Origin of the sequence: Sphingomonas sp. RIT328, from assembly GCF_000632225.1 — a bacterium.
In the GTDB taxonomy this organism is placed as follows: Bacteria; Pseudomonadota; Alphaproteobacteria; order Sphingomonadales; family Sphingomonadaceae; genus Sphingomonas; species Sphingomonas kyungheensis.
The window spans coordinates 117,250-139,331 of record NZ_JFYV01000054.1 but is presented as its reverse complement, the minus strand read 5'-3'; the positions used below and the strand labels follow the sequence as shown (position 1 = coordinate 139,331).

Below are 22,082 nucleotides of genomic sequence, written 5' to 3'. Positions count from 1 at the left end.
ATGAGCCAGCCGCCGCTCGCGATCGCCATGGGAGATCCCGCCGGGATCGGTCCCGAGATCATCGCCAAGAGCTGGGCGGTGCGCGGCTTGCGCAGCCTGCCGCACTTCGCGTTGGTCGGCGATCCCGCCGCCGTGCGCCGGGTATGGAACGGCCCGATCGAGACGATCGGGGCGATCGACGAGGCCGCGGCGGTGTTCGATCGCGCCTTGCCGGTGCTGGCGACGGGCAACGCCGGCGAAGTGACGCCCGGCGCACCCGAGGTCGGCGGGGCGCAGGCGGCGTTGCAGGCGCTCGAACAATCGGTCGACCTGGTCCGGCAAGGCGCGGCGCGTGCGCTCGTCACCGGCCCGGTGTCCAAGGCGCAACTATACGGCATCGGCTTCAATCATCCCGGCCAGACCGAATTCGTCGCGGGCCGCTGCGGCGTCGCGGCGGAGGATGCGGTGATGATGCTCGCCGGGCCCAGCCTGCGCGTCGTGCCGATCACCGCGCATGTCCCCCTCGCGCAGGTGTCCTCGCTGCTCTCGGTCGAATTGATCGTCGCCAAGGGGCGCGCCACCGCGATCGGGCTGACGCGCGATTTCGGTATCGCCGCGCCGCGGCTCGCCTTCGCCGGGCTTAACCCGCATGCCGGCGAGGGCGGCGCGATCGGTCGCGAGGAGATCGACATTCTCGCGCCTGCGATCGCGCAGCTGCGTGCCGAGGGGATCGACGCGACCGGCCCCTTTGCGGCCGATACGCTGTTTCATGCCCGCGCCCGTGCCGGCTATGACGCGGTGCTGTGCTGCTACCACGATCAGGCGCTGGTGCCGATCAAGACGCTGCATTTCGACGAAGGCGTCAACATCACGCTCGGACTGCCGATCGTACGCACCTCGCCCGATCACGGCACCGCCTTCGCGCTCGCCGGCAAGGACCGGGCGCATCCCGGCGCGATGATCGCGGCGATCGCTCTGGCGGGCCAGGCGGCGGACCGCCGCGCCCGCGCATGAGCGATACCCCGGCGGGCGGCGCCCTGCCGCCGCTGCGCGAGGTGATCGCCCGCTACGGCCTCAATGCCAGCAAGGCGCTCGGCCAGAACTTCCTCTTCGATGGCCAGTTGCTGCGCCGCATCGCGGCGGTGCCCGGCGATCTCGCCGGTGCCGAGGTGCTCGAGGTCGGCCCCGGCCCGGGCGGCCTGACCCGTGCCTTGCTCGCCGCGGGCGCAAGCGTGACCGCGATCGAGCGCGACCACCGCTGCATCCCCGCACTGGCCGAGCTGGGCGAGGCCTATCCGGGCAAGCTTCGGGTGATCGAGGCGGATGCGCTCACGATCGACGCGCCGTCGCTGTTCGCCGGGCGGCCGCATATCGTCTCCAACCTGCCCTATAATGTCGGCACCGCCTTGCTCGTCGGCTGGCTGACCGCCGACTGGCAGCCGTGGTGGCAGTCGTGCACGCTGATGTTCCAGAAGGAAGTCGCCGAGCGGATCGTCGCCTCGGCGGGGGACGATGCGTACGGCCGACTGGCGGTGCTCAGCCAGTGGCGGTCGAGCGCACGGATCGCGATGCCGGTGCATCGTTCCGCCTTCACGCCGCCACCCAAGGTGATGTCGGCGGTGGTCCATATCGTGCCCGAGGCCGCGCCCGAGGGAGTCGACGTCCGGGTTCTGGAGCGATTGACCGCCGCCGCCTTCGGCCAGCGCCGCAAGATGCTGCGACAGAGCCTCAAGGGCGTGGCCGGTGCACTGGCCGGGCTGGAGGCGATCGGCGTCGATCCGACGCGGCGGGCGGAGACGGTCAGCGTCGCCGAGTTCGTGGAGCTCGCCCGCGTCGTCGGCGCCGGCTGAGCCTATTCCTTCGCTACCGCCGGCTTGGGATCGACCGAGGCGGTGGTGACCGGCGGCCCCTTGGCGATCACCGCGGCGAGCTGGTTCGCCTCGGGACAGCCCGCTTTGCACAGGGTGCGGATCTTGGCGAGGTTGGTGCGGGCGATCGCCACCGCGCCCTTGGCGACGAGCGCCTCGCCCTGCCCGCGCAGCGCGTCGATATCATTGGGTTCGAGTGTCAGCGCCTCGCGATACAGGCGGATCGCCTTGCCGGGGAGGCCGCGGGCCTCGGCGACCTCGCCGAGCGTGACGAACGCCTGCCGGTTGCGCGGATCGACCGCCACCGCGGTTTCGAGCAGGTCGGTCGCACCGTCGAGATTTCCCGCGGCGCGCGCCGCCCGCCCCTGCGCCAGCAATTGCAGCGAGCGCGCGTCGATCTGATCGTCAGGACGCTGGCCGCTGAGCGAGGTCGAGACGCAGACGACGGTCAGCGCGGCAGCAAGGGCGACGGACGTAACGCGCATGAAGGTCTCCACCGGGGGCATTGCCCGCAGGATTAGCAGGGGCGGATCAGCCGCGCGACAAAAAAGCCGTCGGTCGCGTCGCGCGCCGGGTCGAGCCGCACCCCCTGCCCGCGCGGGCTGCCGGCGGGCAGATCGAGCGGCTCGGCCCGCCAGTCGGGATGCGCGGCGAGGAAGGCCGCGACCTGATCGGCCCCCTCGACGTCGAGCAGCGAGCAGGTCACGTAGACCAGGCCGCCGCCCGGCCGGACCAGCGCTGCGCCGACGTCGAGCACATGGCGTTGCTGTGCGGTGAAGGCGGCGAGCCGCGCCGGGGTAAGCCGCCAGCGCGCCTCTGGGTTGCGGCGCCAGGTGCCGGTGCCCGAACAGGGCGCGTCGATCAGTACCGCGTCGGCCTGCCCCTGCCAGTCGGCGAGCGCCTCCAGCTCGCGGCGCGGATCGAGCAGGCGCGTTGCGACGATGTCGACACCGGCGCGTTCGGCACGCGGCATCAGGCGCGACAGCCGGCCGCGATCGACGTCGGTGGCGAGGATTTGCCCGTCGTTCCGCATCGCGGCGGCGAGCGCGAGCGTCTTGCCGCCGCCGCCGGCGCAGAGATCGACGATCCGCTGGCCCGGCACCGCCTGCACCGCGAGGCTGACGATCTGGCTGCCTGCGTCCTGCACCTCCGCCTCGCCGTCGAGCGCATCGAGATTGGTGCCGGTCGGCAACCGCAGCGCATCGGGCAGCCCGGCGATCGGCGTGCCGCCGAGCCGGGCGGCCAGCGCCGCGGGGTCGTTGCGCAAACGGTTGACGCGGATATCGAGGGGCGCGCGGTCGATCAGCGCGGCTTGCGCATCCGCGTCGATCCCGGAGGCGGCGAGCGCCTCGGCGAGCCATGCCGGCATGATGCCGCCGGTCGCCGCGTCTTCCCCCGCTGCGATCGGCGCAGGCGCATGCGTCGATCCGTCGAAGGTCGCGGCAACCGCCGCATCCTCCGCCGCGACCGCGAGCATCGCCGCCCGACCCGAGGCGGGCACCTCGCCCGCGCGGCGGATTGCTGCATAGACGAGGTCGCGCACCGCCCGCCGGTCCTTCGATCCGGCGTAGCGGCGCGTTGCGAAATAGCGCGCTATCAGCGTGTCCGCCGCCGCGCCGCCACCGCGCGCGGCATCGATCACCGCATCGAGCAGCTCGATCGCGGCCTGGGTCCGGGCGCCGGGTGTCACTTAGCGGGTCGGGTAATTGGGAGCTTCCCGGGTGATGGTGACGTCGTGGACATGGCTTTCCTTGAGCCCCGCACCGGTGATCTGCACGAACTGCGCGCGCTGTTGCAGGTCCGGGATCGTCGCCGATCCGGTATAGCCCATCGCCGCCTTGATGCCGCCGACGAGCTGGTGGATCACGTCGCGCGCCGGCCCCTTATAGGCGACCTGCCCTTCGATCCCTTCGGGCACCAGCTTCATCTGATCCTTGATGTCGCCCTGGAAATAGCGATCCGCCGAGCCGCGGCCCATCGCCCCGACCGAGCCCATGCCGCGGTACGACTTATAGGCCCGGCCCTGGTACAGGAAGGTCTCGCCCGGCGCCTCCTCGGTGCCGGCGAGCAGCGAGCCGACCATGCAGGTCGAGGCGCCCGCGGCAAGCGCCTTGGCGAGATCGCCCGAGGTGCGCAGGCCGCCGTCGGCGATGACGGGGACGTTGTGCTTCGCGGCGGCTTCGGCGCAATCCATCACCGCGGTGAGCTGCGGCACACCGACGCCGGCGACGACGCGGGTGGTGCAGATCGAGCCCGGACCGATGCCGACCTTGATCCCGTCGGCGCCCGCGTCGATCAGCGCGCGCGTCGCCTCGCCGGTCGCGACGTTGCCGGCGACGACCTGCACCGAATTGGAGAGTTTCTTGACCCGCTCGACCGCGCGCGCGACGTCACGGTTGTGCCCGTGCGCGGTGTCGATGACGATGAGGTCGCATTCGGCGTCGACCAGCGCCTCGGTCCGCTCGAACCCCTTGTCGCCGACCGTCGTCGCCGAAGCAACGCGCAGGCGTCCGGAGGCGTCTTTGGTCGCGGTCGGATAGGTGACCGCTTTCTCGATGTCCTTGACGGTGATCAGGCCGACGCAGCGATAGGCGTCATCGACGACCAGCAATTTCTCGATGCGGCGCTGGTGGAGCAGGACGCGCGCCTCCTCCTGACCGACGTCGGTCGAGACGGTGGCGAGATTGTCGCGCGTCATCAGTTCGGCGACGGGCTGTTTGGGATCGCCGGCGAAGCGGACGTCGCGGTTGGTGAGGATGCCGACGAGCTTGCCGTCGCGCTCCACCACCGGGATACCGCTGATCCGGTGATGCGCCATCAGCGCCTGCGCCTCGCCGAGCGTCGCGGTCGGCGCGATCGTGATCGGATTGACGACCATGCCCGATTCGAAACGCTTGACCTGCCGCACCGCGGCAACCTGTTCCTCGATCGACAAATTGCGGTGGAGCACGCCGATGCCGCCCAATTGCGCCATGACGATCGCCATGTCCGCCTCGGTCACCGTATCCATCGCCGACGACAGGATCGGGATATTGAGCGCGATGCCGCGGGTCAGCTGCGTGCGTGTGTCGGCGGTGCTCGGCAGGATGTCCGACTCGCCGGGTACGAGCAGAACGTCGTCGAAGGTGAGGCCGAGCCGGATGTCCAAGGTGCCGTTTCCTCGCGGGAGGGATAGTGGCGGGCCATGTAACCGCAGGATCGCCGCTACGCTAGAGGGCGGCGAGATGCGCGTCGAGGTATTCGCTGACGACGCCGACCAGCGAGCCGCCGAAGCGGGGATTGCATTCGAGGATGCGCAACGCCCCCTCCTCGCGCTTGTAGTTGAAGCAGCAGGTGCCCTGGTAATCGAGCGCGTCGAGGATGGCGGTACAGATCGGCAGTGCATCGCCGGGATCGGCGGGCGTGATGCTCGCCGGACGGTCGATCGCGCCGCGGACGCCGAGCGGCTGGCCCATGTCGTAGCGATAGGCGACGTGGAAGCGGATCGCGTCGCCGATCCGCAACAGGTGCAGGACATATTCGTCCGCCCCCGCCACCGCGCGCTGGCGGAAGACGTCGGGATGATCGTCGCCGTCATCCTCGCCGGGATGGCGGATCATCCGGCAGCCGTGGCCGAAGTCGCCGCGCCGGGTCTTGCGGATATACGGAAATACGGTCGGCCGGGTGTCGAGCAGGGTCGGGACGGTATCGCCGAAGCCCGCATCGATCAGCCAGAGGTTGAACGCCAGCTTGTCGTCGCAGAGCGCGACCGACCGATCGTCCGGCACCACCGTTCGGCCGGCGCGTGCCGCGGCGATCTGCGCGACGCGCAGCGGCACGACCAGATCGAACCGCGCGAGGTCGACCGCGTCGAGCGGTGCGAAGCTCGCTTCATACCGTCGATCGTCGATACAGGCGACGATGCCGCGCATCTGCGTCGGGTGATTGCCGAAGAGAATTCGCTGCATCGTCCACCTTCTTGCGTCGCCGCGCTGTGCTAAGAGTTGGCGACGGCACGCAGAATCATGCCGGCGGGAGGGTCTATGGCTATCACGATCGCGGGATTCGCACTGCTGCTGGTGCTGTTTTATCTCTTCACCAGCATCAAGATCGTCCGGCAGGGCTATCAATATACGATCGAGCATTTCGGCCGCTACACCACGACGGCGAGCCCCGGCTTCAACTTCTATCCCGCCTTTTTCTATCGCGTCGGCCGCAAGGTGAACATGATGGAGCAGGTGATCGAGATTCCCGGGCAGGAGATCATCACCAAGGACAATGCGATCGTCTCGACCGACGGCGTCGTCTTCTTCCAGGTGCTCGACGCCCCGAAGGCCGCCTATGAGGTGTCGGACCTGTACGTCGCGCTGCTCCAGCTGACGACGACCAATTTGCGCACGGTGATGGGGTCGATGGACCTCGACGAGACGCTGTCGAAGCGCGACGAGATCAACGCGCGGCTGCTCTCGGTGGTCGATCACGCGACCGTGCCCTGGGGCGTCAAGATCACCCGCGTCGAGATCAAGGATATCCGTCCGCCCGTCGATATCGTCGCCGCCATGGGCCGGCAGATGAAGGCGGAGCGCGAGAAGCGTGCCAATATCCTTGAGGCGGAAGGCACGCGCGCTTCCGAAATCCTGCGCGCCGAGGGACAGAAGCAGGCGCGGATCCTCGAGGCGGAGGGGCGACGCGAATCGGCCTATCGCGACTCGGAAGCGCGCGAACGCGCCGCCGAGGCGGAGGCCAAGGCGACGGCGGTGGTGTCGGAGGCGATCGAGCGCGGCGGAACGCAGGCGATCAACTATTTCATCGCGCAGAAATATGTCGAGGCGGTCGGCAAGTTCGCGACCAGCCCCAATGCCAAGACCATCCTCTTCCCGGTCGAGGCGACGCAGCTGATCGGCACGCTCGGCGGGATCGGCGAGCTTGCCAAGGATGCGCTCGCCAAGGCTCCTGCTCCTGCGTCTGCCCCGGCCAAGCCGCAGCCGAAGCGCGGGCCGTTCGAATTGCCGGAGGCGTGACGCTTGAGGCGATCGGCGGGGCCGCGGGTGCGTGGCTGATCGCCGCACTGGTGCTCGGGATCGCCGAACTGCTGATCCCGGGCGTGTTCGCGGTGTTTCTGGCGATCGCCGCGGCGGTGGTCGGCGTCGCCCTGCTGGTGCTGCCGGAACTCCCCGCCGCCGCGCAGCTCGCGGCCTTCGCGGCTTGGAGCATCGTCACCGTGCTGATCGGCCGGCGCTGGTACCATGATTACCCGGTGGCGAGCAGCGATCCGCAGCTCAATGACCGCCGTGCGCGGCTGATCGGCAGCGTCGTCGTCGTCCAGGTTCCGATCGGGCCGGACGGCGGCCGGGTGACGATCGGCGACGGATCATGGCCGGCACGCGGTGTAGTCGCCGAGGTAGGCACGCGGGTGCGGATCGTCGCGATCCGCGACGGCGTCGCCATCGTCGAGCCGGCCGGCGGCTAAATCGCCGCCGCGGCCGTATCGCAGGTGTCAGCGGCCCGCCGATCTGCTATAGAAGAGAGGTGACCCACAGTATCCCCCACGCCTTCCCGATCGGTATCGATCCGGCCGACATCGATTTCATGGGGCATGTCAACAACGCCAGCTATCTCAAGTGGGTGCAGGACGCGGTGGTAAGCCATTGGCAGAAGCTCGCGCCGGCCGAGGCGGTCGCTTCGCACCTGTGGGTCGCGCTCAAGCATGAGATCACCTATCGCAAGCCGACCTTCCTCGGTGACGACGTCATCGCGACGGTGCTGCTCGAAAAGGTCCAGGGCGCGCGGGCGTTTTACGAGACGGTGATCCGCCGCGGTGAGGAGGTGCTCGCCGAGGTCAAGTCGAGCTGGTGCTGCCTCGATGCGGAAACGCTCAAGCCGGCGCGACTGGCGCGCGACATCGTCGAACAATTCTTCCAGCGGGGCGATGGACCGCTGCCCGCGACCGGGCTCCTCGAACGCCGCTGAGCGGCGTGCTACGCGACCCAGGCGATCCGGGCATAATCAAGCCAGAGCTGCTGCGTCTCATGGCTGCGGCCCTGCGCGTGCGCGATCCGGGCGACTTCGCTGGCGAGATCGGCGCGCGGCGTGACCTCGAAATGGCGCAGCCAGCCGAGGAAGGCGTTGCGCCATACCGCCGGCCAACCCGATTGCTCGCCGAAGTCGACCACCGCGAGCCGTCCCGTCGCGTCCGTCACCGCCATCGCCTGCGTCAGCGCCGCCTGCCAGGGCGGGATCATCGACAAGGTGTAGCTCAGCATCACCCGGTCGAAGCTCGCGACGCCGAACAGGGAGAGCGGATCGAAAGCGGCGGCATCGCCCTGCGCCAAGGTGATGCGATCGGCCAGCCCCGCCGTTGCGACCTTGGCACGCGCCGTCATCAGCATCGCCTCAGAAATGTCGATACCGTAGCACCGCGCCGCCGGCCATTGGCGTGCCGCCCGGATGAGGTTGCGCCCCGTACCGCAGCCGATCTCGATCAGCGTCCCGCCCATTCCAAGATCGAGCTGGCGGATCAGCCGATCGCGCCCGAACAGATAATATTTGCGGGTTAGATCGTAGATATGCCGCTGACCGCCGTAGATGCGGTCCATCCGCCCGGCGTGGTCGCGCTCAATCATCGGCGCGCGCGTAGAGGTGGACCCCGCCGTAGATCGCCGACCGGTCCTGCGCGGTGAAGGCGCGCGACTCGTCGGCGCGATAGCGCCAGTGCGCGACGATCGCATCGGGGACGCGGCCGGGGATGATATCCGCCTCGCCCGCGGTGCGGAACAGGATGCGCGCACCCGGCCGCGCGGTGCGGGTGATCTCTCTCCACAAGGCGCCGAGCTGCTCGTCGGTCATCCAGTCCTGCGCGTCGAGCAGGATGTAGCGATCGCGCGAGGCGGCGGGCAGCGCGGCGAGATGATCGGTCATATTGGCGTGGCGCAGCGTGATGCGGTCGACGCGCGCGACGATGGCATCGTGATGCTCCGCCTGCAGATAGGGCGGCAGCGGTGCGGATGGACCGTCGCCATAGCGGCGACCGAAGGCCTGCCACGCGAAATAATTGTCCCGCAGGTCGAATCCGCAGGCGAGCTTCTCGAGCCGCTGGCGCAGCACCGCCGCCATTCGTCCGTCGCCGGCGAGCGCCTCGAACTGCGCCGGCGGAATGCCGAGGCCGAACAGCGAGGCCGGCTGGTCGGTCAGCCATTTGACGAAGCCGCGATCGAACACCGGGGCGAAATCGCGTTCGAAGATCGCGCGCTGTTCCTCGATCGTCTCCGCCGCGAGAAGCTGTCGTGGGTCAACGCCGTTGAGCCGGGCGAGCAGATGCGCGGCGCCGATGAACCGGCCGAGCAGGCCGCGCTTGTGCACGCCGCTGGCGAAGCCGGCGATGCGCCGCCGGCCGATGAGGTCGCGCCCTTCCCAGTAGCAACGCGTCGGCTCGTCGATATGCGGGCGGATATAGGTCTGATAGGCGGCGAGATTGTCGCGGCTGGCGGCATGACCGAAGAAGCGGTGGAAGCTTACATGGTCGGGCAGGTGGCGCGCCGCAGCGAGCTTCAACGTGCCGAGCGCGATATGCGCGGTGTTGAGGTCGACCGCGTCGATCGCCTTGGGATCGGCGGTGAGATAGGACAGCATGTTGCAGCCGCCCGAGGCGATGGTGACGAGGTGGCTGTCCGGCCGGATGTCGAGCGCCGCCATGTCGACCACCGGGTCTTCCCAGATCTGCGCATAGACGAGCCCGCGGAACGCCCAGGTGAAGGCGCGTTCGAGCAGGCCCTGTTTCGACAGATGGCCATGCCGTTGCATCGCTGCCGCGACCGCCTTTTGTGTTCCGCGCATCATCCGCTCCTCGTCGTGGACGGGGCGGCCCATGCGCCGTCTTTGTGACGGCGCATGGTCGTTCCTGCGAAGCTACCGTGACAGCATCATGCCGTTTCGGTGACCTTCGGCGCCGACCGGCGAACGCCGGCGTCGACGTGGTCGGCGAATTGCGCGAAATTCTCGACGAATAGGTCGACGAGCTTCGCCGCGGTCGCGTCATAGGCATGCTTGTCCGCCCAGGTGCTGCGCGGATCGAGGATCGCCGGATCGACCCCGGGCACCGCCACCGGTACCGCAAAGCCGAAATTGGGATCGGTGCGGAACTCGGCCTGGCCGAGGCTGCCGTCGAGCGCCGCGTTGAGCAGCGCCCGCGTCGCCTTGATCGGCATGCGGTGGCCCGTGCCGTATTTGCCGCCCGTCCAACCGGTATTGACCAGCCAGCACTCGACCCCACCCCTGGCAATCCGCTCCTTCAGCAGATTGCCGTAGACCGACGGATGACGCGGCATGAACGGCGCGCCGAAGCAGGTCGAGAAGGTCGCATCGGGCTCGGTGACGCCGATCTCGGTGCCGGCGACGCGCGCGGTATAGCCCGACAGAAAATGGTACATCGCCTGATCCGGCGTCAGCCTGGCGATCGGCGGCAGCACGCCATAGGCATCGGCGGTGAGCATGACGATCGTCCGCGGCACGCCGCCCATATTGTCCTTCGACGCATTGGGGATGAAGTCGATCGGATAGGCGCCGCGGCTGTTCTCGGCGAGGCTGTTGTCGTCGAGGTCGAGCTGGCGGGTGACCGGGTCCATCACGACATTTTCGAGCACAGTGCCGAAGCGCTTGGTGGTCGCGAAGATCTCGGGCTCGGCATCGGGCGACAGGCGGATCATCTTGGCGTAACAGCCGCCCTCGAAGTTGAACACGGCGGTATCCGACCAGCCATGTTCGTCGTCGCCGATCAGGGTACGACTGGCGTCGGCGCTGAGCGTCGTCTTGCCGGTGCCCGACAGACCGAAGAACACCGCGGTCGATCCGTCCGCCCCCATATTGGCGGAGCAATGCATCGGCATCACCCCCGTGCGGGGCAGCAGATAGTTGAGCAGGCCGAAGACCGACTTCTTCATTTCGCCGGCATAGCGCGTGCCGCCGATCAGGATCAGCTTCTCGGTGAAATTGACCGCGATCACCGTCTCGGTGCGGGTGCCGTGGCGCGCGGGATCGGCGCGGAAGCTCGGCAGGTCGATGATCGTATATTCGGGCGCGAAATCGCGCAGCTCGCGCTCCTCGGGCCGCACCAGCATCGTGCGGATGAACAGATTATGCCAGGCGAGTTCGTTGATCACCCGGACGCGCACCCGGTTCTCGGGTTGCGAGCCGCCGTACAGGTCCTGGACGAACAGATGCTCCTTGTCGCGCAGCGCGGCGAGGAAATCGGCCTTGAGCGCGGCGAAATGGTCGGGCGCCATGCCCTTGTTCGACTTGCCCCACCAGACGCTGTCCTCGGTCTCGGCATCGCGGACGATGAACTTGTCCTGCGCCGAGCGGCCGGTATGCGCGCCGGTCTCGACGACCAGCGGACCGTCGGCGCTGAGCTTGCCTTCGCCGCGCGCGACCGCGGCCTCGACGAGCCGTGCGGTGACCAGATTCCAGTGACAGTCGGCCCGGGTCTCGAAACCCTGGCTGGCGAGATCCGCGTGCGGAATGCGCTCGTTCACGTACATCCTCCCAATGCAATCGACCCGGCGCGCGCATCCTGGGGAGGGTCTGCACGCACGCCGGTGGAAGCCGAGCCATAGGCAGGCACGGCCGTAGCGTCAAACTGCCACGCGACGCAGATGAACCGCTTTGGGACGAAGCGTTTGCCGCGACGGCGCGGTTGAGCCGCGCGCCGCTTTGCCGTACCGCGATGCGATGGTGGCAAGGGCTTTCCCCGCATGACCGCGACGATCGCGCTGGTCGACGACGACCGCAATATCCTGACCTCGGTCTCGATCGCATTGCAGACCGAAGGGTTTCTCACCCGCGTCTATTCGGATGGCGAGACCGCGCTCAAGGCCCTGACCGACAATCCACCCGACCTCGCCATCTTCGACATCAAGATGCCGCGGATGGACGGACTCGAGCTGCTGCGCCGGCTGCGCGAGAAGAGCCAGATCCCGGTGATCTTCCTGACCAGCAAGGACGACGAACTCGACGAGGCGCTGGGCCTCGCGATGGGCGCGGACGATTATATCGCCAAGCCGTTCAGCCAGCGGCTGCTGATCGCCCGCATCCGCGCGATCCTGCGCCGCACCGACGTGACGGCGAGTGCCGCCGAGGACCCGGCTGCGGCGGGAGCGGTCGAACCGCTCGTCCGCGGGCGGCTGTCGATGGACCCGGCGCGGCATCGCACCCTGTGGGCCGGCGAACCGGTGACGCTGACGGTTACCGAATTCCTGATCCTCGAGACGCTCGCGCAGCGACCGGGGATCGTCAAGACGCGCAATCAGCTGATGGATGCCGCCTATCACGACGACATCTACGTCGACGACCGGACCATCGACAGCCACATCAAGCGCCTGCGCCGCAAGTTCCGCCAGGTCGATGCCACCTTCGACGCGATCGAGACATTGTATGGCGCCGGCTACCGATTCTCCGAAGAGTGACGCGCGCGGCGAGGGCGCCGACCTCGCCTTGCGCTGGTCGGGGCAGATCTCGCTCACCCGGCGCATCCTCGCGGTCAATATCATCGCGCTGCTGCTGCTCGCCGGCGGCTTCTTCTATCTCGATTCCTACCGCAGCCGCATCGTCGACAGCCGCGTCGAACAGGCGAGCCGCGAGGCGCGGCTGATCGGCGAGGCGCTGGCGATGGTGCCGGCGGGGCAGCGTGACGAGATGCTGCTGCGGCTGGCGCACGATACGCATGCGCGGCTGCGCACCTTCGATGCCGCCGGACGGACGATCGCAGACAGCCGGCGGCTCGGCTCGCGCAACGCGGTGCTGCTCGATCCCGACAAACAGGACTGGGATCAGGTCGTCGCGCGCTGGCTCGATGCCGGGATCGACATCATCGTCGGCGCCGCACGCACGCCGCTCTACCGCGAGCGCGCCGACGGCGGGCAATGGCCCGACGTCCGCGTCGCCCGCACCGGCGCGACCTCGGCGAGCGTCTGGCGCGCGCCGGACCGCACGCCGGTGATCACCGCCGCCGCGCCGCTCCCCGACGGGGCGGTGGTGATGACGACGATCAACGCTCGCGACATCACCCAGACGGTGCGGATCGAGCGCTTCCGGCTCAGCATCGTGCTGCTGCTGGTGACGGTCGTCTCGGTGCTGCTGTCGCTGTTCCTCGCGCGGACGATCGTGCGGCCGCTGCGCCGGCTGGCGCGCGCCGCGGTGCGGGTCAGGCTGGGTCGCGCACGCGAGGTCGTCGTGCCGCGTCTGCCGTCCCGCCGGGACGAGATCGGCAGCCTCGCCCGCGCGCTGTCCGACATGAGCCTCGCGCTGCGGGCACGGATCGACGCGACCGAGGCGTTCGCCGCCGACGTGACGCATGAGATGAAGAACCCCCTCGCCTCGCTGCGTTCGGCGGTCGAAGGGCTCGACGCGGTGCGCGATCCGGAGCTGCGCGCGCGCTTGCTGTCGATCGTCCGCGACGACGTGCATCGGCTCGACCGGCTGATCACCGACATCTCCGAAGCCTCGCGGCTCGACGCGCAGCTCAGCCGCGCCAAGTTCGAGAGTATCGACGTCGCCGAGATGCTCGCAGCGCTCGTCGCGCAGCGCCTGTCGCGCGGCGTCGAGCGCGGGGTGCGGCTGCGCTTCGATCAGGTCGGTGCGCCGCTGGTCACGCTCGGCGAGGGCGCGCGGCTCGAACGCGTATTCGACAATCTGATCGACAACGCCCTCTCCTTCTCGCCCGACGGCGCGCTGATCGCCATCGCCGTCACCCGCGACGACGCCGATCTCATCATCCGCGTCGAGGACGAAGGCCCCGGCGTGCCCGAGGAGGCGCGCGAGGCGATCTTCCGCCGCTTCCAGTCGATCCGCCCGGAAAGCGAGGCGTTCGGCCAGCATTCGGGGCTCGGCCTCGCCATCGCGCGGACGATCGTCGAGGCGCATCAGGGCAGCATCCTGGTCGAGTCGCGCGAGGACCGGCTCGGCGGCGCGCGCTTCGTCGTCCGCCTGCCGCTCGAACCGTCATGACCGGGTCCGAGCGCCGCCATGCGACCTGCGTCGCGATCGGCGACCGCGCCGTGCTGCTCGAAGGACCGCCGGGGGCCGGCAAGTCCGACCTCGCGCTGCGGCTGATCGACCGCGGGGCGACGCTGGTGAGCGACGACCAGACGGTGCTGGCGCGCGTCGACGCCACCGTGCTCGCCAGCGCCCCGGCGACGATCCGCGGGCAGATCGAAGTGCGCGGGATCGGCATCGTCCGGATGGCGTCGCGCGATGCGGTGCCGGTCGCACTGATCGTCCGGCTCGACGTGCCCCCCTCGCGCATGCCAGAGCGCGCGACGCGGATGCTGGCGGGAATCGCGGTGCGCGAGATCGCGCTCGATGCCTTCCACGCCGCCACGCCGCTGAAGATCGAATGGGCGTTGCGCCAGCCCGAGGCGACGCCGGAATGAGGGTATGATGACCAAGGATATCCTGCTCGTCACCGGCCTGTCCGGCGCCGGCAAATCGACGGTGCTGAAAACGCTCGAAGACCTCGGCTGGGAGGTGGTCGACAATCTGCCCTTGGTGCTGCTCGACCGGCTGCTCGACGCGCCGCTCGCCGCCGCCACCGCGGACGACAGCCAGCCGCTGGCGATCGGCATCGGGGCGCGCACCCGCGATTTCGATCCGACCCGGATCGTCGAACGGATCCGGCTGCTGCGCGACGATCACGGCCTCGATATCGGCATGCTGTTCCTCGACTGTTCGGGAGCGGAGCTGGAGCGTCGCTATTCGGAGACGCGGCGGCGCCATCCGCTCGCGCCCGATCGGCCGGCGGGCGACGGCATCGCGCGCGAACGCGAGCTGCTCCGCCCCTTGCGCGACTGGGCGAACCGGCTGATCGACACCACCGACCTGTCGGCCAACGCCCTCGCGCAACAGGTGCGCACCACCTTTTCGCGGACCGGTGCCGACGAACCGGTGCTGTCGATCCAGTCGTTCGGCTTCGCGCGCGGCCTGCCGCGCAACGCCGACCTCGTCTTCGACATGCGCTTCCTGCGCAATCCGCACTGGGACCCGGCGCTGCGTCCGGGCACCGGACTCGATGCCGACGTCAGCGCCTATGTCGCCGACGATCCGGCGTATCCCGCCGCGATGGCGCAGATCGGCGACCTGCTCGAACTGCTGATTCCGCGCTATCGCGCCGAGGGCAAATCCTATGTCAGCGTCGCGATCGGCTGTACCGGAGGGAGACACCGGTCGGTCCATGTCGCCGAGCATCTCGGCTACCGGTTGCGTAATGCCGGTTTTTCCCCCACCATCACGCATCGCGACCTCGCGGCCGCACCGCAGGACTCGCTCGAGGGGCCGCCGGCCAGCAAATGAGTAACGTATCTGAGATGATTGGCCTGGTTCTGGTGACGCATGGGCGGCTCGCCGAAGAATTCGTGACCGCGATGATCCACGTCGTCGGACCGCAGGATCGCATCGCGACGATCGCGATCGGTCCCGACGACGATATGGAAGAGCGACGCGCCGACATCGCCGCGGCGATCGGCGCGGTCGATGCCGGGCGCGGCGTGATCGTGCTCACCGATCTGTTCGGCGGCACGCCCTCCAACCTCGCCATCTCGCTGATGGAGCGCGGCCGGGTCGAGGTGATCGCGGGGATGAACCTGCCGATGCTGATCCGCCTGGGGTCGGCGCGCAAGTCGATGAAGGTGGTCGAGGCGGTCGCCGCGGCGCGTGAGGCGGGCCGCAAATACATCTCGGTCGCCTCCGAGGTGCTAGGCGAGGCGGCGGCATGAGCGACGAGGTCGCCCGCACCGTCACGATCACCAACAAGCGCGGTCTCCACGCGCGGGCGAGCGCCAAGTTCGTCACGCTCGCCTCGACCCAGCCGGTCGAAGTGCATGTCCGCAAGGACGATGGCGCGGTGACCGGCACGTCGATCATGGGGCTGATGATGCTCGGCGCCGCCAAGGGCGATGCGATCACGATCAGCGCCTGCGGCGACGGGGCCGAAGCGGCGGTCGGCGCGCTGTGCGAGCTGGTCGAGGCCAAGTTCGGCGAAGATTGAGCTTGCGCCGACCCGCCGCCGTGACGGAGGGGAGTCGCCATGCCCCGTGAGATCACCGCCTTTTCCAACCCGCTCGTCAAATATGCCCGCGAGCTGCGCGACAAGCGCCATCGCCGCGGCGCCCGGCAGTTCATGGCGGAGGGGCTGCGCATCCTCACCGAAGCGCGCGAGACCGGGCGGCTGCCGCGCATCCTCTTCTACGCGGCGGGCAATGCCGATCATCCGCTGGTCCATGCCCTGTCGATCGACGTCGAGATGGCGGGCGGCGAATCGATCCAGACCACGCCCGACATCCTCAGCAAGCTGTCCGGCAAGGACAATCCGCAGGCGGTGGTTGGCGTGTTCGACGAGTTCGACCGGACGCTTGCCGACCTCGACCGCGGCAGCGCGGCGATCTGGCTGGTCGCCGAGCGGCTGCGCGATCCGGGCAATCTCGGCACGATCCTGCGCACCGCCGATGCGGTCGGCGCGGGCGGGCTGATCCTGATCGGCGAATGCGTCGATCCCTTTTCGGTCGAGGCGGTCCGCGCGAGCATGGGGGCGCTGTTCACCGTGCCGGTGGTGCGCAGCGACTGGGACGCTTTCCTCGGCTGGCTGCGTGAGGGGCCGGGCCAGCTCGTCGGACTCAGTCTCGATACCGATCACGACTATCGCGCCGCACGCTATGCCACGCCGACCTTCCTGCTGACCGGTAACGAGGCGCAGGGCATGCCCGCGGACTATGCCGCGGCGTGCAACCTGCTGGTCAAGATCCCGATGCTCGGCAAGGCGGACAGCCTCAACGCCGCGGTGGCGACCGCGGTGATGGCCTATGAGGTGCTGGCGCAGCACGGCGAGGGCGATCGGGCCTGAATGGCCTCGTCCCCGCCGGGGGCGAGATCACGCAGCGGCAGGGACCATCGAGCCGCTCCGGACGGCATCAAGACCTGTCCAGGAGTTCCATCCTGGGACGACTTGGACAAGTCGAACACCTTAATCGAAACGATCGAGCCCGATCGCTTTGATATCTGCACCGGTGAGAAAGAGCCATTCGGCTATCACGATGGCCGCCGGTAGGACACCCGCCCTGTATTCGGCCGCCGCCAAATCAACGTCTTGCCGATCAGTCTAGCCGCCGACCATGCCGGTGACGCGAATCGCGCCGCCGCGGTTGACGATCCGGCCGGAGACCATGCCGCTGATCCGCGCGGAGGCGCCCGCTTCGACATAGACGTCGCCGCCGACCATCCCGCTGATCCGCACGGTGCAGCCCGGCCGCACGATCACGTCACCCGCGACCATGCCGGACAACCGGCCGTCCTGATCCATGATGACATCGCCGTCGTACATGGCCTTCATCACCCGCTCCTCTATTCCGCCGCATCGGGGAGGCGCAGCGCTTCCTCGCCGTAGCGCGCCAGCGCCTCGACGGGTTCCGCGACGCCGATCTCCCGCGCGCCCGGCTCGATGTTGAGGTCGCGGAACTTGCGCGCCGAGACCAACGCGCGGCTTTCGAAGCTCGAAACGAAATTGTTGTAATTGTTGACCGCGGTGGTCAACCCGCCGCCGACCTTGCGGAGATCCTCGCCCGCCTTGGCAAGCCGGTCGTACAATTCCTTGCCGAGCGCGCCGATCGCCCGCGCCTCGGTCGCCAGCTTCTCCTGTCGCCAGACCGCCGCCACCGTCCGCGCGATTGCGATCAAATTGGTCGGCGTCGCCAGCAGCACCCTCTTGTCGAAGGCATAGTCCCACAGCCCCGCATCATGTTCGAGCGCGGCGGAGAGGAAATGCTCGCCGGGGACGAACATCACGACATATTCGGGCGTGTCGTCGAACTGCGCCCAATAGGCCTTGGCGGACAGGCCATTGATATGCGCCCGCATCGACGCGGCGTGGGCGGTCAGGCCGATGTGGCGCTCCGCCTCGTCGACCGCGCCGAACGCATCCTGATAGGCGTTGAGCGAGACCTTGGCATCGATGATCAGCGACTTGCCGCCGGGGACGCGGACGATGGCGTCGGGGCGCAACCGGCCGCCCTCGCCGTCGGCGACGCTGACCTCCATCGCGAAATCGGTATGTTCGGCAAGGCCGCAGGTCTCGAGTACGTTGCGCAGCTGCTGCTCGCCCCAGCGGCCGCGGGCCTTGGGGGCGTTGCGCAACGCATTGACCAGCTTGGCCGCCTCACCCGACACGCGCTCCTGGCCGAGCCGCATCTGCTCGATCTGGCCCTTGAGATCGCCGAAGGCGTCGCGGCGCTCGGCCTCGACCTTGGCGACGCCCTCCTCGTAGCGGGCGAGGCGTTCGTTGACCGGCTGGAGCAGGGATTTGAGGTTGTTGCCGGCGAGTTCCTCGGACTGGCGGAAGCGTGCCTCGGCGCGGTCGAGGAAGGCCTTCTGCGCATCGGTCAGCGCCTTGTTGGCGAGATCGTTGAACTGCGCCGCCATCTGCTCCTTGGCGTCACGCATGTCGACGAGCCGCGCCTCGAACGCCTCGATCTGCGCACGCGTGGTGGCCAGCCCGGTCCGGGCGGCATCGCGGTCGGCGCGCACCGCGGCGAGCTCGTCGCGCAGCGCATCGAGGGTCGCGGCGCGATCATCCGCCTGCGCGCGCAGCGCGGCCAGTTCGCGCATCGCTTCGTTGCGCTCGCGCTCGACCGCGTCGCGGGTGCGGCTGACGAGATCGAGGTCCGCCGCCCGGCTCTGCGCCACCGCGAGATCGGCGGCGAGCGTCGCCGCCTTGCGGTTGGCGAGCAGCCAGCCGACCAGCAGGCCGGCGGCAAGCGCGAGGATCGCGATGATGAGCGTGGTCAAGTCCATGTCTCTCCCCGACGGTCACCTCCCGACGCGAACCCGGGCGGCGTGACCAACAAACAACAATACGGAAAGAACATAGATCGAACGTCGGGAGGAAGACAGAACTTTGTTGGCCGGAGCGCGCCGTGACGCGCCGACGATCGCCGCGGCGGGACGGCCCCGCCCCGTCCGGCCTCGTGCGTCAGCGTCGCATCTTCGCCAGCTTCTTCATCACCATGTCGCGCTTCAGCCGGCTGATATGATCGATGAACAACACGCCGTTGAGGTGGTCGATCTCATGCTGCATGCAGGTCGAGAGGAGGCCGGTGAGCTCTTCCTCATGGCTCTCCCCCTGCTCGTCGAGCCAGCGGACGCGGCAGCTCGCCGGACGCGCTACATCGGCATATTGTTCGGGGATCGACAGGCAGCCTTCGTTGTAGCTGCTCGTCTCGTCGCTGACCGACAGGATCTCCGGGTTGATATAGGCGTGCGGCGCCTTGATCGGCTTGTCGTCCGCGTCCTTCTCGTCCTGCAGATCGATGACCAGGATGCGGCTGTCGACACCGACCTGGATCGCGGCGAGGCCGATGCCGTTGGCGGCGTACATCGTATCGATCAGGTCCGCGACGAACGCGCGCGTGTCGTCGGTCACCGCGTCGACCGGCTTGGAGATCAGGCGCAGGCGCGGATCGGGTACTTCGACGATAGGGAGGACTGCCATGCCGTCGAGCTAGGTGGGCGGCGGGGGCACGTCAAGATTGGCGTGCGCCCGCGCTGCCGCGGCGCTGTTCAGGCCACCGGACGCCGTGCGCGCAGCGCCTGCGCGAGGGTGCCCTCGTCGAGATAGTCGAGCTCGCCGCCGACCGGCAGGCCGTGCGCAAGCTGGGTGACGCGGACCGGGAATTGCTCGATCCGGTCGGCGAGATAATGGGCGGTGGTCTGCCCCTCGAGCGTCGCGTTCATCGCGAGCACGACCTCGTCGATGCCGCCCGCGCCGATCCGGGCGACCAGCGCGTCGATCGCGAGATCCTCCGGCCGTACGCCTTCGAGCGCCGACAGCCGGCCGCCGAGCACATGGAAGCGGCCGGGAAACAGCCGCGAACGTTCGAGCGCCCAGAGATCGGCGACCTCCTCGACGACGCAGAGCGCGCGTGCGTCGCGGCGGGGATCGGCGCAGATCGCGCACGGATTGGCGGTATCGACGTTGCCGCAGGTCGCGCAGGTCTCCAGCCGCTCGTCGACCGCCTCCAGCGCGGCGCGCAAAGGCCCGAGCGCCGCCTCGCGCTTCTTGAGCAGGTGGAGCACCGCGCGCCGCGCCGACCGCGGGCCGAGGCCGGGCAGCCGCGCCAGCGCCTGGGTGAGGGCTTCGATTTCGGGAGACGCCATGCAGAACAGATAGGGGGTTGCGCGCCCGCCCGCCAGCGCGTTGAAGACGGGGCCATGCGGATCATCTTCATGGGAACTCCCGGCTTCGCGGTGCCGACGCTCGACGCGCTGGTGGCGGCCGGGCACGACGTCGTCGCAGCCTACAGCCAGCCGCCGCGTCCCGGCGGGCGACGCGGGCGCGATACGGTCGCCTCGCCGGTCCAGCAGCGCGCCGAGGCGCTGGGGATTGCGGTGCGGCATCCGGTCAGCCTGCGCGACCCGGCCGAACAGGCGGCCTTCGCCGCGCTCGACGCCGATGTCGCGGTGGTCGCCGCTTATGGCCTCATCCTGCCCAAGCCGGTGCTGGCGGCGCCGCGCCACGGTTGCCTCAACGTGCACGGGTCGCTGTTGCCCCGCTGGCGCGGCGCGGCGCCGGTGCAGCGCGCGATCCTCGCCGGCGATGCCGAGACCGGGGTCGGCATCATGCAGATGGAAGCCGGGCTCGATACCGGGCCGGTGCGGCTGGAGGGGCGAGTCCCCGTCGACCACAAGACCGCCGGCGCGCTGACCGACGAGCTCGCCGCGCTGGGCGCGCGGCTGATGGTCACGGTGCTCGGCGACCTCGATGCCCATCCGCCGGTCGCCCAGCCCGCCGAGGGCGTCACTTATGCCGCCAAGATCGACAAGGCGGAGGCGCGGATCGACTTCACCCAGAGTGCCGTCGTGGTCGAACGGCTGATCCGCGCGATGCACCCTGCGCCCGGCGCCTGGTGCGAGATCGCGGGTGAGCGGGTCAAGCTGCTCGCCGCCGAGGTGCTGCCGTTCAGCTTCCCCGGTGGCGAAGGCACGACGGTCGATGCGGGCCTGACGATCGCCTGCGGCGACGGCGCGATCCGGCCGACGCTGGTGCAGCGTGCCGGACGCGCGGTGACGAGCACCGCAGAGCTGCTGCGCGGCTTCCCGGTGGCGAGCGGTACCACGGTGGGCGGCACCGCTGCGTGACGCGGTTCGCACTGACGGTCGAATATGACGGCCGCCCCTTCATGGGCTGGCAGCGACAGAAGCACGGGCCGAGCGTGCAGGCGGCGCTGGAGGCGGCGGTGACCGCGGTGACCGGCGAGAGCGCCGCGGTCCATGCCGCGGGGCGGACCGACGCCGGGGTGCACGGCCTCGGCATGCGCGCGCACGTCGACATCGCCAAGCCGATCGCGCCGTTCCGGCTGATGGAGGCGCTCAACGCGCGGCTGCGGCCGGCGCCGGTGGCAGTGCTCGCCTGTGAGGCGGTGGCGGACGATTGGCATGCGCGCTTCTCGTGCCTCGGCCGCGCCTATGAATATCGCATCGTCAATCGCCGGGCGCCGCTGACCTGGGAAACGGGACTGGCGTGGCAGGTGCCGCAGCCGCTCGACAGCGACGCCATGGCGGCGGCGGCGGCGCTGCTGGTCGGGCGGCACGATTTCACCACCTTCCGCTCGGCGCATTGCCAAGCGGACAGCCCGGTGCGGACGCTCGACCGGCTGTCGGTGACGCGGATCGGCGAGCGGGTCGCGGTGCAGGCGGCGGCGCGCTCCTTCCTCCATCATCAGGTCCGTTCGATGGTCGGCTGTCTGGCGCTGGTCGGCATGGGGCGATGGTCGGTCGCCGACGTCGCGGACGCGCTCGCCGCGCGGGATCGCGCCCGGCTCGGGCTCAACGCCCCGCCGGACGGGCTCTTCTTCATGTCGGCGGTGTATTAAGGCGCGGCGATAGCGGTCGCCGAATGGCTCGCGAACGGCAGACCATCTCATCCCGTGAGGATCGAGACACCCGCCGCGACCACACCCTCTCCGCGCCTCCGCGCCTCCGCGCCTCCGCGCCTCCGCGCCTCCGCGTGAAATATTCTCGCGAAGACGCGAAGATGATGGGGATCGGGTGAGGTCGATCACGCCGTTACGATCGCGGTGTGTCGTTCTGATTTTGCAGTAGCGGGGTCACGCGGAGGCGCGGAGATTGTCGCTCCCGTAGAGCGGTCCGCCCGCCTGACTCGGCCCCGTCCGCTCTGCGTCCTCTGCGCCTCGGCGCGAACCATTTGATCAACGCGCCGGAGGC

General features: G+C 69.2%; 25 protein-coding genes. 14 read left to right on the top strand and 11 right to left on the bottom strand.

All coding sequences use genetic code 11. The annotated features are described in order from the left end of the window. Together pdxA and rsmA are read left to right on the top strand one after the other, a co-directional pair. The gene (pdxA, locus tag BW41_RS18375) at positions 1-993 is read left to right on the top strand and encodes a 4-hydroxythreonine-4-phosphate dehydrogenase PdxA (protein ID WP_081793185.1); all 993 of its coding nucleotides are present in this window, start codon (positions 1-3) and stop codon (positions 991-993) included. Further along, a complete protein-coding gene (rsmA, locus tag BW41_RS18370) occupies positions 990-1,829 on the top strand; it encodes a 16S rRNA (adenine(1518)-N(6)/adenine(1519)-N(6))-dimethyltransferase RsmA (protein ID WP_037536412.1) in 840 nt (279 codons plus the stop codon). The genes pdxA and rsmA overlap by 4 nt, the downstream gene beginning before the upstream one ends. A gap of 2 nt (positions 1,830-1,831) precedes the next feature. Here the strand turns inward: rsmA and BW41_RS18365 are convergent, their stop codons facing one another. The 4 genes from BW41_RS18365 to BW41_RS18350 form a co-directional block, all read right to left on the bottom strand. Further along, positions 1,832-2,332, bottom strand: coding sequence for a tetratricopeptide repeat protein (locus tag BW41_RS18365; protein WP_081793193.1), 501 nt, complete (start codon positions 2,330-2,332; stop codon positions 1,832-1,834). Between the two features lie 32 nt (positions 2,333-2,364). Continuing rightward, positions 2,365-3,537 (bottom strand): RsmB/NOP family class I SAM-dependent RNA methyltransferase, encoded by a 1,173-nt coding sequence (locus BW41_RS18360; protein WP_037536407.1) that lies wholly within the window; start codon positions 3,535-3,537, stop codon positions 2,365-2,367. Next, positions 3,538-4,995, bottom strand: coding sequence for an IMP dehydrogenase (gene guaB / locus BW41_RS18355; protein WP_037536406.1), 1,458 nt, complete (start codon positions 4,993-4,995; stop codon positions 3,538-3,540). 61 nt (positions 4,996-5,056) lie between these two features. Next, a complete protein-coding gene (locus BW41_RS18350; RefSeq protein WP_152542411.1) occupies positions 5,057-5,794 on the bottom strand; it encodes a hypothetical protein in 738 nt (245 codons plus the stop codon). Between the two features lie 75 nt (positions 5,795-5,869). On the opposite strand from BW41_RS18350, the gene BW41_RS18345 reads away from it, so the two are divergent. Genes BW41_RS18345 through BW41_RS18335 form a run of 3 tightly spaced genes read left to right on the top strand, consistent with a single transcriptional unit; the run spans position 5,870 to position 7,796 of the window. Continuing rightward, entirely contained in the window at positions 5,870-6,847 is a 978-nt protein-coding gene (locus BW41_RS18345; protein ID WP_037536402.1) for an SPFH domain-containing protein, read from the top strand. Beyond that, positions 6,844-7,296 (top strand): NfeD family protein, encoded by a 453-nt coding sequence (locus tag BW41_RS18340; RefSeq protein ID WP_037536401.1) that lies wholly within the window; start codon positions 6,844-6,846, stop codon positions 7,294-7,296. Before BW41_RS18345 ends, BW41_RS18340 begins: the two co-directional genes overlap by 4 nt. 59 nt (positions 7,297-7,355) lie before the next feature. Then, the gene (locus tag BW41_RS18335; RefSeq protein ID WP_037536399.1) at positions 7,356-7,796 is read left to right on the top strand and encodes an acyl-CoA thioesterase; all 441 of its coding nucleotides are present in this window, start codon (positions 7,356-7,358) and stop codon (positions 7,794-7,796) included. A gap of 8 nt (positions 7,797-7,804) precedes the next feature. Here the strand turns inward: BW41_RS18335 and BW41_RS18330 are convergent, their stop codons facing one another. From BW41_RS18330 to BW41_RS18320, 3 genes are all read right to left on the bottom strand, one after another. Continuing rightward, on the bottom strand, positions 7,805-8,449 hold the full coding sequence (locus BW41_RS18330) for a class I SAM-dependent methyltransferase (protein ID WP_051583672.1): 645 nt from the start codon (positions 8,447-8,449) through the stop codon (positions 7,805-7,807). Continuing rightward, positions 8,442-9,662, bottom strand: a complete 1,221-nt coding sequence (locus tag BW41_RS18325) for a DUF3419 family protein (protein ID WP_037536501.1) — start codon at positions 9,660-9,662, stop codon at positions 8,442-8,444. The genes BW41_RS18330 and BW41_RS18325 overlap by 8 nt, the downstream gene beginning before the upstream one ends. A gap of 83 nt (positions 9,663-9,745) precedes the next feature. Next, complete coding sequence (locus BW41_RS18320) at positions 9,746-11,359, bottom strand: phosphoenolpyruvate carboxykinase (protein WP_051583671.1); 1,614 nt, start codon at positions 11,357-11,359, stop codon at positions 9,746-9,748. Between the two features lie 213 nt (positions 11,360-11,572). On the opposite strand from BW41_RS18320, the gene BW41_RS18315 reads away from it, so the two are divergent. Genes BW41_RS18315 through BW41_RS18285 form a run of 7 tightly spaced genes read left to right on the top strand, consistent with a single transcriptional unit; the run spans position 11,573 to position 16,710 of the window. Beyond that, a complete protein-coding gene (locus BW41_RS18315) occupies positions 11,573-12,283 on the top strand; it encodes a response regulator transcription factor (protein WP_037536395.1) in 711 nt (236 codons plus the stop codon). After that, a complete protein-coding gene (locus BW41_RS18310) occupies positions 12,252-13,823 on the top strand; it encodes a sensor histidine kinase (protein WP_037536394.1) in 1,572 nt (523 codons plus the stop codon). The genes BW41_RS18315 and BW41_RS18310 overlap by 32 nt, the downstream gene beginning before the upstream one ends. Further along, a complete protein-coding gene (locus BW41_RS18305) occupies positions 13,820-14,248 on the top strand; it encodes an HPr kinase/phosphorylase (RefSeq protein ID WP_037536391.1) in 429 nt (142 codons plus the stop codon). The genes BW41_RS18310 and BW41_RS18305 overlap by 4 nt, the downstream gene beginning before the upstream one ends. Positions 14,249-14,255: 7 nt before the next feature. Next, complete coding sequence (rapZ, locus tag BW41_RS18300; protein ID WP_037536497.1) at positions 14,256-15,164, top strand: RNase adapter RapZ; 909 nt, start codon at positions 14,256-14,258, stop codon at positions 15,162-15,164. Between the two features lie 14 nt (positions 15,165-15,178). After that, a complete protein-coding gene (locus tag BW41_RS18295) occupies positions 15,179-15,586 on the top strand; it encodes a PTS sugar transporter subunit IIA (RefSeq protein ID WP_037536390.1) in 408 nt (135 codons plus the stop codon). Next, positions 15,583-15,858 carry an HPr family phosphocarrier protein gene (locus tag BW41_RS18290; RefSeq protein WP_037536388.1) on the top strand — a complete coding sequence of 92 codons (276 nt, stop codon included), beginning with the start codon at positions 15,583-15,585 and terminating at the stop codon, positions 15,856-15,858. The genes BW41_RS18295 and BW41_RS18290 overlap by 4 nt, the downstream gene beginning before the upstream one ends. Positions 15,859-15,897: 39 nt before the next feature. Continuing rightward, positions 15,898-16,710 (top strand): TrmH family RNA methyltransferase, encoded by an 813-nt coding sequence (locus BW41_RS18285; protein ID WP_037536387.1) that lies wholly within the window; start codon positions 15,898-15,900, stop codon positions 16,708-16,710. 255 nt (positions 16,711-16,965) lie between these two features. Here BW41_RS18285 and BW41_RS18280 read toward each other — a convergent pair whose 3' ends face one another. The 4 genes from BW41_RS18280 to recR form a co-directional block, all read right to left on the bottom strand. Next, on the bottom strand, positions 16,966-17,196 hold the full coding sequence (locus tag BW41_RS18280; protein ID WP_037536385.1) for a hypothetical protein: 231 nt from the start codon (positions 17,194-17,196) through the stop codon (positions 16,966-16,968). Positions 17,197-17,207: 11 nt separating this feature from the next. Continuing rightward, complete coding sequence (rmuC, locus tag BW41_RS18275; RefSeq protein WP_037536383.1) at positions 17,208-18,653, bottom strand: DNA recombination protein RmuC; 1,446 nt, start codon at positions 18,651-18,653, stop codon at positions 17,208-17,210. A 178-nt stretch (positions 18,654-18,831) separates the two neighbouring features. Then, a complete protein-coding gene (gene def / locus BW41_RS18270; RefSeq protein ID WP_037536381.1) occupies positions 18,832-19,350 on the bottom strand; it encodes a peptide deformylase in 519 nt (172 codons plus the stop codon). Positions 19,351-19,418: 68 nt separating this feature from the next. Beyond that, on the bottom strand, positions 19,419-20,015 hold the full coding sequence (gene recR, locus BW41_RS18265) for a recombination mediator RecR (RefSeq protein WP_037536379.1): 597 nt from the start codon (positions 20,013-20,015) through the stop codon (positions 19,419-19,421). Between the two features lie 54 nt (positions 20,016-20,069). On the opposite strand from recR, the gene fmt reads away from it, so the two are divergent. Both fmt and truA read left to right on the top strand, forming a co-directional pair. Beyond that, a complete protein-coding gene (gene fmt, locus BW41_RS18260; RefSeq protein WP_037536377.1) occupies positions 20,070-20,996 on the top strand; it encodes a methionyl-tRNA formyltransferase in 927 nt (308 codons plus the stop codon). Beyond that, complete coding sequence (gene truA / locus BW41_RS18255; RefSeq protein ID WP_037536376.1) at positions 20,993-21,730, top strand: tRNA pseudouridine(38-40) synthase TruA; 738 nt, start codon at positions 20,993-20,995, stop codon at positions 21,728-21,730. The genes fmt and truA overlap by 4 nt, the downstream gene beginning before the upstream one ends. Positions 21,731-22,082 lie beyond the last annotated feature (352 nt).